An 8,758-nucleotide genomic window follows, 5' to 3' on the forward strand; every position below is an offset into this window, starting at 1 on the left:
CGACGGCGTCCTGGACGAAGAAGGAGTCGGAGCGCGGGTCGCGGACCAGGCCGGAGGCCTCCCGGACCTTCCGGTGCAGGGCCAGCAGCAGGTCGCTGATCTCGCCGTACGCCTGGAAGGCCGCCTCCGGGTCGGCGAACCCGCGGTCCGGCAGCGCCTCCAGCTTGGCCCGCACCCCGGCCCACCGTTCCCGGGTGCGGAGCCGGTCGCCGATCGCGCTGTCCACCTGCGCCGCCTGCTCGACGGCGGCGGTGAGGGCCGTCCGGGAGACCGGCCGGCCGGCGACCGCAGTGGTCTGCGCGTCGGCCAGCGCGTCGGTGACCGGCCCGAGCGCGCGCAGGTAGCGGACGCCGAGCCGTTCCCGGGTCGCCAGGTCGCGGTCGTCGCCGGTGTGCCCGTCGGTCTGGGCGAAGAGCAGCCCCAGCGGGGCCAGCAGCGCCAGCACCAGCAGCAGGGGCAGGGCGCGGCCCGGTAGTGAGGGCCGTCGACGGACCCGCGGCGCGGGGACGGTCATGGTCTGTCTCCTCCGGCGACGGCGGGGGACGGTCCGGAGCCGGGAGGTCGCCGTGCGCAGTCCCGTGCACCGGACCGGAAAATTAGTCGAACCGGGCGCACGTGGGAGCGTGCTCGGTGAGTCAGCTTCGCGTCACTTCCGGTCGCGTCACGTGCGGTTGATCCAGTACCTACGGAGCGTCCGATATGGCCGGAGAGAAGGGGGCATCGGCGGCGATTTGCAGGCGTAGATGTGAATTCACGGGATCCGAATTCATCCCGCTGGGACGCTCTGGACCTTCCGCGATCGACGGGACCCGGGCAACGAACAGAGCAACCGGACGGACGTACGGCGGATCTCAGGTAACGCTCAGCCGGCGGCCCGTACCGTGTGCCGCATGAGATCACCGCTGCCCGTCGCGCGGATCCGGCGCGCCCTGGCCAGCCGCCCACGCCGGGTCGTCGCCGCGGTGGTGGTGGTCGTCCTGGTCGCCGCCGCCCTGCTCTGGGCGGCCCGCCCGCAGCGCACCGACTTCCGCACCGAGTCGGCCCTGGTGACCGTCCGCTCCGGACCGGCCGGTGACCAGCCGGTCGACCTGGACACCACGCTCTACCTGCCCGGCGACGCGTCGGCCCGGCACCGGGTCCCGGCGGTGCTGCTGGCGCACGGCTTCGGCGGCACCAAGGAGTCGGTCCGCTCCGACGCGGAGGACCTGGTGGCCCGGGGCTACGCGGTGCTCACCTGGACCGCCCGCGGGTTCGGCCGCAGCGGCGGCGAGATCCACCTCGACAGCCCCGACCACGAGGTGCGGGACGCCCAGCGCCTGCTCGACCGGCTCGCCGCCCGCGCGGACATCCGCCTCGACGCCGCGGGCGACCCCCGGGTCGGCGTGGTCGGCGGCTCGTACGGCGGCGGCCTGGCCCTGCTGCTGGCCGCGCAGGACCGCCGGGTCGACGCGATCGTCCCGATGATCACCTGGAACGACCTGTCCCGGGCCTTCCTGCCGGAGAGCACCGGGAAGGCGCCGACCGAGGGCGTGTTCAAGAAGGGCTGGGCCGGCATCTTCTTCGGTGGCGGCGGCAACGCCGGCTCCGGTCCGGCAGGGCTCTCCGGCACCACCGCGACGCAGCCGGAGGGCGCCCCGGCGTCGGCCGGCGCGCCCAGCCCGCAGCCCGGCGCCGGTCCGGGCACCGGTCCCGGTCGCGCGCCGGCCGGCGCCGCCGACCCGTCCTGCGGCCGGTTCGCCGCCGACGTCTGTGCCGCGTACCTGCGGATCGCCACCACCGGGCGGGCCGATGCCCAGGCGGTCGAGTTGCTGCGCCGCTCCTCGCCGGCCGGGGTGCTCGACCGGATCAAGGCGCCCACCCTGCTCGTGCAGGGCGAGGCGGACAGCCTCTTCCCGCTCACCGAGGCGGACGCCAACGCCCGGGGCATCGCCGCCGCCGGCACCCCGGTGCGGGTCGCCTGGTTCACCGGCGGCCACGACGGCGGCACCGGCCCGACCTCCGACTCCGACCGGGTGAAGTTCCTGACCGCGCAGTGGCTCGACCACTACGTCAAGGGCGAGGGGGAGGTGCCCGGCGACAGCTTCACCTTCTCCCGGATCGCCGGGTTCGACGCGCTCGACCGGGGCCTGGTGGCCACCGGCTTCCGCACCGCCGACTACCCGGGCGTGACCGGGCAGGGCCGCCGCGAGGTGACGCTGGCCGGCCCGGCCCAGCCGGTCGCCAACCCGCCCAACGGCAACCCGGCGGCCATCTCGTCGGTGCCGTTCGCCGGTGCGCTCGGCTCGCTGCTGGACGGGGTGGCCGGCGACATCCCCGGCCAGCACGTCCGGTTCGAGTCCGCGCCGCTGGCCGACCCGGTCGACGTGGTCGGCGCCCCGAGCGTGCGGATCCGGGTCGCCTCCGCGACCGGTGAGGCGGTGCTCTTCGTCAAGCTCTACGACGTCGACCCGCAGGGCGCGGCCACGCTGCCCGACGGCCTGGTCGCGCCGGTCCGGCTGACCGGCCTGCCGCGGACCGTCGAGGAGGCCCCGCCGGTCACGGTCACCCTGCCGGCGATCGTCCGCCGGGTCGAGGCCGGGCACCGGCTGCGGGTCGTGGTGGCCACCTCCGACCAGGCGTACGCCACCCCGGCCGAGCCGGCCGTGCACACCGTGGCGCTCGGCGACGGCCCGCTGGTGCTGCCCACGGTCGACGCCGCGCCCATCCCCACCACCGCCACGGTCTGGCGCTGGGTGCTGGCCGGCCTGCTCGCCGCGATCGCGCTCGGGCTCGTGGTGGTCGTCCTGCTCGCCCGCCGCCGGCACCGCCGCCAGGACAGCTCGGTCCACCCGGCGTACGCGGGCGTCCCGCTGGCCGTCCGCAACCTGCGCAAGGAGTACGCGGACGGCTTCGTCGCCGTCTCCGACGTCGACTTCGAGGTGCATCCCGGCCAGGTGGTCGGCCTGCTCGGGCCGAACGGCGCCGGCAAGACCACCACGCTGCGGGTGCTCATGGGGCTGACCCAGCCCACCGCCGGCGAGATCTACGTCTTCGGCCACCGGCTGGTGCCCGGCTCGCCGGTGCTCTCCCGGATCGGCGCGCTGGTCGAGGGGCCGGGCTTCCTGCCGCACCTGTCCGGCCTTGCGAACCTGCGGGCGTACTGGCGGGCGACCGGCCGGCCGTGGGCCGACGCGCACTTCGACGAGGCGCTGGAGATCGCCGGGCTGGGCGACTCGGTGCACCGGCGGACGAAGAACTACAGCCACGGCATGCGCCAGCGGCTGGCCATCGCGCAGGCCATGCTGGGCCTCCCCGAGCTGCTCGTGCTGGACGAGCCGACGGACGGGCTGGACCCGCCGCAGATCGCCGAGATGCGCCGGGTGCTCCAGCGCTACGCCACCGACGGCAGGGCGGTGCTGGTCTCCAGCCACCTGCTGGCCGAGGTGGAGCAGACCTGCACCCACGCGGTCGTGGTGAACAAGGGGCGGATCGTGGCGTCCGGCCCGGTCGAGGAGATCGTCGGCGAGTCGCCGAGCGTGCTGTTCGAGGTGAGCGACCCGGACGCGGCGCGCACGGTGCTCGACCGGCTGGCCGGCGTCCGGGTGCTGCCCGACGGCGACGGCGGGCTGGTGGTGGACACCAACGGCACCGCCCGCAGCGAGGTGGTGGCCGAGCTGGTCCGGGCCGGCGTCGGGGTGGACCGGGTGGTGCCCCGGCGGCGCCTGGAGGACGCGTTCCTCGCCCTGGTCGGCGAGAACTCTCGGGGAAGCGGGGACCGGTGATGGCGCAGTCGTCTTCCTACGGACCGGTCGGGGCGGCGACCGGCTACCGGCCGTCGGCCACCCTGCCGTTCCTCGCCGAGTTCCGGCGGCAGGCGTCGCGGCGGCGTACCCAGCTGGCGCTGGGGTTCATGGTGCTGCTGCCGCTGATCATCCTGGTCGCGTTCCAGTTCGACTCCGGCAACGACGACCGGGACGGCCGGGGTGAGTTCTCCAGCCTGGTCGACCTGGCCACCTCGGGCGGGCTGAACTTCACCCTGTTCTCGATCTTCGTGTCGTCGTCCTTCCTGCTGGTCGTCGTGGTCGCGCTGTTCTGCGGGGACACGGTGGCCAGCGAGGCGAGCTGGGGCAGCCTGCGCTACCTGCTGGCCGTCCCGGTGCCCCGGGCCCGGCTGCTCACGGTGAAGCTGCTGGTCGCGCTCGCCTACTCGGCGCTGGCGCTGGTGCTGCTCGCCGGGACCGCGCTGCTCGCCGGCACCCTCCGGTACGGCTGGTCCCCGCTGCGCAGCCAGGTCTCCGCCGAGCTGGCCCCGGCCGACGGGCTGGTCCGCCTGCTGGGCGTGCTCGGCTACCTGGCGGTCGTCCTGCTGGTGGTGGCCGGCCTGGCGTTCCTGCTCTCGGTGACCACGGACGCCGCGCTGGGCGCGGTCGGCGGGGCCGTGCTGCTCTGGATCCTCTCCAGCATCCTCGACCAGATCACCGCGCTGGGCGGGCTGCGCGCGTTCCTGCCCACCCACTTCAGCAGCGCCTGGCTGGGCCTGCTGTCCACCCCGGTGCAGACCGACGACGTGGTGCGCGGCGCCATCTCGGCGATCGCGTACGCCACGCTCTTCTGGGGGCTGGCCTACTGGCGGTTCACCCGCAAGGACGTCACGAGCTGACCCGGGCGCCCCCACGCGGTGGGCACGCGCCCATATCATGGGAGCGTTCCCATGTTCTCATCCCGTTAACAAAGAATTTATTAACTTCGATGAAGTCGTCGGCCATCCTGGGACTAGTCCACACCTGTTTCAGGAGGTCACGATGGTTCCGGCACAGCTGAACGGCCCCGTCCTCGCCCTGTTCCGCATGGTCACCGGGGTGCTCTTCCTCTGTCACGGCGCGGCGTCGCTCTTCGGCGTCCTCGGCGGCAATCCGATGACCGGCAAGGCGGTCCCGTTCGCCCAGTGGCCAGGCTGGTGGGCGGCGCTGATCCAGCTCGTCTGCGGCGCGCTGGTGCTCGTCGGCCTGTTCACCCGCCCCGCCGCGCTGCTCGCCTCCGGCTCGATGGCGTACGCGTACTTCGTGGTGCACCAGCCGGACCACCCGCTGCCGCTGCACAACGGCGGCGAGCTGGCCGCGCTCTTCTGCTGGTCCTTCCTGCTCGTCGCGGTGCTCGGCCCGGGCACCTGGGCCCTGGACGCGCTGCTCCCCCGCCGTCGCGGAGTGGCCACCAGCCCGACCACCCGCCCGTCGGTCCCCGCCTGAGGTCCCCGCCGAGATCTTGGTGGGAAGTGGCCCCTCCAGGGGCCGTTTGCTACCAAGATCTCGATTGAGAGTGCCTCAGAGGCGGCTGTCGGGGGTTGGTGCCGAAGAGGGTGGGCCGCTCGGGGCGGGTGGCTGGGTCGAGGACGGTCCGTCGGCCCGCTTCCAGGCGCTCACCCCGAGCCGGCCGGTGTTGCCGAGGTCGATCGGCCCGTCCAGCTCCACCGGGTACGCAGGCCGGCCGGGCAGGGGGGCCACGTCGAGGTAGGCGCCGTTGCCCGCCACCACGGTGGCGTCGGTGACCAGGTTGCGCCAGAGCAGCGCGGCGGTGGCCCGCTCGCCGGGGCGCAGGACGATCCGGGTGGGCGGCTGGTCGAAGCCGGACGTGATCGGGCGCGCGCCGGGGATCACCTGGACCCGCAGCGGGGCCCGGTCGACGTCCCGGAGGCTGGGTGCCGGGTAGCCGCGCAGCTCGTACGGCCGGTCGCCGCAGTTGACCAGTTCCAGGCCCATGGCCCGCAGGCCCATGGCGGCGCTCACCCCGAGTTCGGTGATGCGGATCCCCTCGGGCGAGCAGGCCGGCGGGGGTGCTGCGGTGCTGGCGGCCGGGGTGGGCCGGCCCGGTGCGGTCGGACGGCCGGACGTACGGTCGGGCGCCGCCGTGGGGGCGCAGGCGGCGAGCAGCGTCACAGCCACCAGGGCTCCGATCCCTGCCGCCGCCGTCCGCACCCGGCGATCATGTCACCTCTCCGCCGCCCCGGTGGCCGCCCACCTCGGCCGTCGCGTTCGGGCCGCCGGGCACTGCGACTCAGCGGGGCCGACCGGCCGGGGTCAGGCGCGGGCGGGCGCGGCGAGGACCGCGTCGAGCAGCCCCGGGTAGAGGCGCTCCAGCTCCTCGCGGCGCAGCCGCACGTAGCGGCTGGTGCCGGCGACCCGGGTCCGGGTGAGGCCGGCCTCGCGCAGCACCTTGAGGTGGTGGCTGCGGGTCGCCTTGGAGACCCCGAACTCGAAGGTGCCGCAGGCGTACTCGCCGCCCTCGGCCAACGCGCGCACGATCTGCAGCCGGACGTCGTCGGCCAGGGCGGCCAGCACGGCGGTGACCGGCACCTCGCGCAGTTCGGGTTCGTGCAGCTCCATGTGACCAGCGTAACCCATGTTCGACATTCGTCGAACAACCTCCTAGAGTCGGCTCCGTTGGTTCGACGATACTCGAACATTGGAGCCGCGATGCGTTCCCGTTCCGCCTTCTTCCCGCTCTTCGCGGCGCTCAGCTGGGGCGTCATGTTCCCCGTGCTGGCCAGTGCGCTCGGCCGGGTGGACGCGCTCAACCTGACCACCGCCCGGTACGTGCTCGCCACCGCCGTGCTGGTGGCCCTGCTCCTGGCCCGGGAAGGGGTGGCCGCACTGGGCACCGCGCGGCGCGGGACCGAGGTGCTGCTGCTCGGCGCGCTCGGCTTCGCCGGCTTCAACACGCTCACCAACCTCGCGCTCGGGATGGCCGCCCCGCAGCAGGTCGCCCTGTTCGCCGCCACCGTGCCGGTGGTCACCCAGCTGGTCCGCTGGGCGCGGGACGGCGTACGGCCCCGGCCCGCGCTGCTCGGCCTCTCCCTGGTCGCGCTCGTCGGCGTCGGCCTGGTGATCACCCGCGGCCGGCTCGACGGGTTGGGCGAGTTCGGCCTGGGCGGGCTGCTCATGGTCGGCGCGGTGCTCGGTTGGGCGTTCTACACCCACGGGGCGAGCCGGTTCCCCGAGTGGTCGCCGCTGCGCTACACCACGCTGACCTCCGTCGCCGGCGCGCTCGCCCTGTTCGCCGTCAGCGCGGTCGCCGACCTCACCGGGCTCCAGCACGCGCCGGCCGCCGCCGATCTCGTCGCGGTCTCGCCCCAGCTCGCGTACGCGGTGCTGATCGCCGCCGTCGTCGCGGGCCTGGCCTGGAACATCGGCGTGCGCCGGCTCGGGCCCGCCGACGCCGCGCTGTTCATGAACCTGGTGCCGGTGACCACGTTCGTGGTCCAGCTCCTGCGCGGCTACCGGCCGGGCGCGGTGGAGCTGGTCGGCGCCGGGCTGACCGTGGCCGCCCTGGTGGCCGCGAACCTCGTCACCCGTACCCGGAAGGCGCCCGCCGCCCCGGCGGCGGTCGCGGTGACCGACCGCGCCGCGGTGATCGAGCCGGTCGCGGTGGTCGCGCGCTGATCCAGGGGGCCGGCGGGGTCGGGGCTCACACCGTGGGAACCCGACTCCGCCGCGCCCCGGCGTCCGCATAGACTCGGCGGCACAACTGCATACCTCATCCAGAGGGGCTGAGGGATACGGCCCGATGACGCCCCGGCAACCACCCGCGCGCTCGACGACGAGCGACGGCGGGCAGGTGCCAATTCCGTCCCCGCCGCACCCGGCGATGCGGGGAAAGATGAGAGGAAACCCTCGACATGACGTCGACGCTTCCCGCCGCCTCCGGCATCGACACCAGCCTCAGCCCGGCCCGCGCCCTGATCTGCCGCGCCTGTTCCGCGCGCTACCCGCTGGCCGCCCAGCACGCCTGCTACGAGTGCTTCGGCCCGCTGGAGGTCGACTACGACACCGCCGCCCTGGCCGCGGTCACCCGCGAGCAGATCGAGGCCGGCCCGAAGAACCTCTGGCGGTACGCCGCCCTGCTCCCCGCCGGCCAGGACCCGGCCTTGCGGGTCACCCTCGACCCGGGGCTGACCCCGCTGGTCGCCGCCCCGCACCTCGCCGCCGAGCTGGGCGTCACCGCCCCGCTCTGGGTCAAGGACGACAGTGGCAACCCGACCCACTCGTTCAAGGACCGGGTGGTCTCGGTGGCGCTGACCGCGGCCCGGGCGCTCGGCTTCACCCGCTACGCCTGCGCCTCCACCGGAAACCTGGCCAACTCGGTGGCCGCCCACGCGGCCCGGGTCGGGGTGCCCTCGGTGGTCTTCATCCCCAGCGACCTGGAGCAGGGCAAGGTGGTGACCACCGCCGTCTACGGCGGCGACCTGGTCGCCATCGACGGCTCGTACGACGACGTGAACCGGCTCTGCGGCGAGCTGGTGGAGACCGACGAGTTCGAGGACACCGCGTTCGTCAACGTGAACGTGCGCCCCTACTACGCGGAGGGCTCGAAGACCCTCGGCTACGAGGTGGCCGAGCAGCTCGGCTGGCGGATCCCGGCCCAGGTGGTCATCCCGATGGCCAGCGGCGAGCTGCTCACCAAGATCGACAAGGCGTTCACCGAGCTGGTCGAGATCGGGCTGGTCGAGGCGCCGGCCGGCGGCTGGAAGGTGTTCGGCGCGCAGTCCGCCGGCTGCAACCCGATCGCCACCGCGCTGCACGCCGACACCGACACCATCGTCCCGGTGAAGCCGACCGGCATCGCCAAGTCGCTGAACATCGGCGACCCGGCCGCCGGCCTCTACGCCCTGGAGGCGGTGCGCCGCACCGGCGGCTGGATGGAGTACGCCGACGACGACGAGATCCGCGCCGGCATCCGGCTGCTCGCCCGGACCACCGGGGTCTTCGCCGAGACGGCCGGCGGC

The 8,758-nt window shown here is 74.3% G+C and carries 7 protein-coding genes, 1 pseudogene and 1 riboswitch; of the genes and pseudogenes, 5 read left to right on the forward strand and 3 right to left on the reverse strand.

The window, feature by feature from the left end; translation table 11 throughout:
• Positions 1-514: pseudogene (locus ACW0Q9_RS26450) on the reverse strand (hypothetical protein); the annotation flags it as partial.
• Positions 515-890: 376 nt separating this feature from the next.
• Here ACW0Q9_RS26450 and ACW0Q9_RS26455 point away from each other — a divergent pair.
• The 3 genes from ACW0Q9_RS26455 to ACW0Q9_RS26465 all read left to right on the forward strand — a co-directional run bounded on the left by ACW0Q9_RS26455 (position 891) and on the right by ACW0Q9_RS26465 (position 5,225).
• A complete protein-coding gene (locus ACW0Q9_RS26455) occupies positions 891-3,761 on the forward strand; it encodes an alpha/beta fold hydrolase (protein WP_456185814.1) in 2,871 nt (956 codons plus the stop codon).
• Positions 3,761-4,639, forward strand: a complete 879-nt coding sequence (locus tag ACW0Q9_RS26460; RefSeq protein ID WP_456185816.1) for an ABC transporter permease — start codon at positions 3,761-3,763, stop codon at positions 4,637-4,639. The genes ACW0Q9_RS26455 and ACW0Q9_RS26460 overlap by 1 nt, the downstream gene beginning before the upstream one ends.
• Positions 4,640-4,781: 142 nt before the next feature.
• Entirely contained in the window at positions 4,782-5,225 is a 444-nt protein-coding gene (locus ACW0Q9_RS26465) for a DoxX family protein (protein WP_456185818.1), read from the forward strand.
• Between the two features lie 75 nt (positions 5,226-5,300).
• On the opposite strand, the gene ACW0Q9_RS26470 is transcribed toward ACW0Q9_RS26465, so the two are convergent.
• Positions 5,301-5,918, reverse strand: coding sequence for a DUF4232 domain-containing protein (locus ACW0Q9_RS26470; protein ID WP_456185820.1), 618 nt, complete (start codon positions 5,916-5,918; stop codon positions 5,301-5,303).
• Positions 5,919-6,053: 135 nt separating this feature from the next.
• The gene (locus ACW0Q9_RS26475; protein ID WP_456185822.1) at positions 6,054-6,359 is read right to left on the reverse strand and encodes an ArsR/SmtB family transcription factor; all 306 of its coding nucleotides are present in this window, start codon (positions 6,357-6,359) and stop codon (positions 6,054-6,056) included.
• Positions 6,360-6,449: 90 nt separating this feature from the next.
• On the opposite strand from ACW0Q9_RS26475, the gene ACW0Q9_RS26480 reads away from it, so the two are divergent.
• Together ACW0Q9_RS26480 and thrC are read left to right on the forward strand one after the other, a co-directional pair.
• Positions 6,450-7,415 carry a DMT family transporter gene (locus ACW0Q9_RS26480; RefSeq protein ID WP_456185824.1) on the forward strand — a complete coding sequence of 322 codons (966 nt, stop codon included), beginning with the start codon at positions 6,450-6,452 and terminating at the stop codon, positions 7,413-7,415.
• 91 nt (positions 7,416-7,506) lie between these two features.
• Positions 7,507-7,639, forward strand: a riboswitch (SAM riboswitch).
• 12 nt (positions 7,640-7,651) lie between these two features.
• On the forward strand, positions 7,652-8,758 hold a 1,107-nt coding region (thrC, locus tag ACW0Q9_RS26485), incomplete at its 3' end, for a threonine synthase (RefSeq protein WP_456185826.1).

The sequence above is a fragment of the Micromonospora sp. I033 genome, from assembly GCF_053890995.1.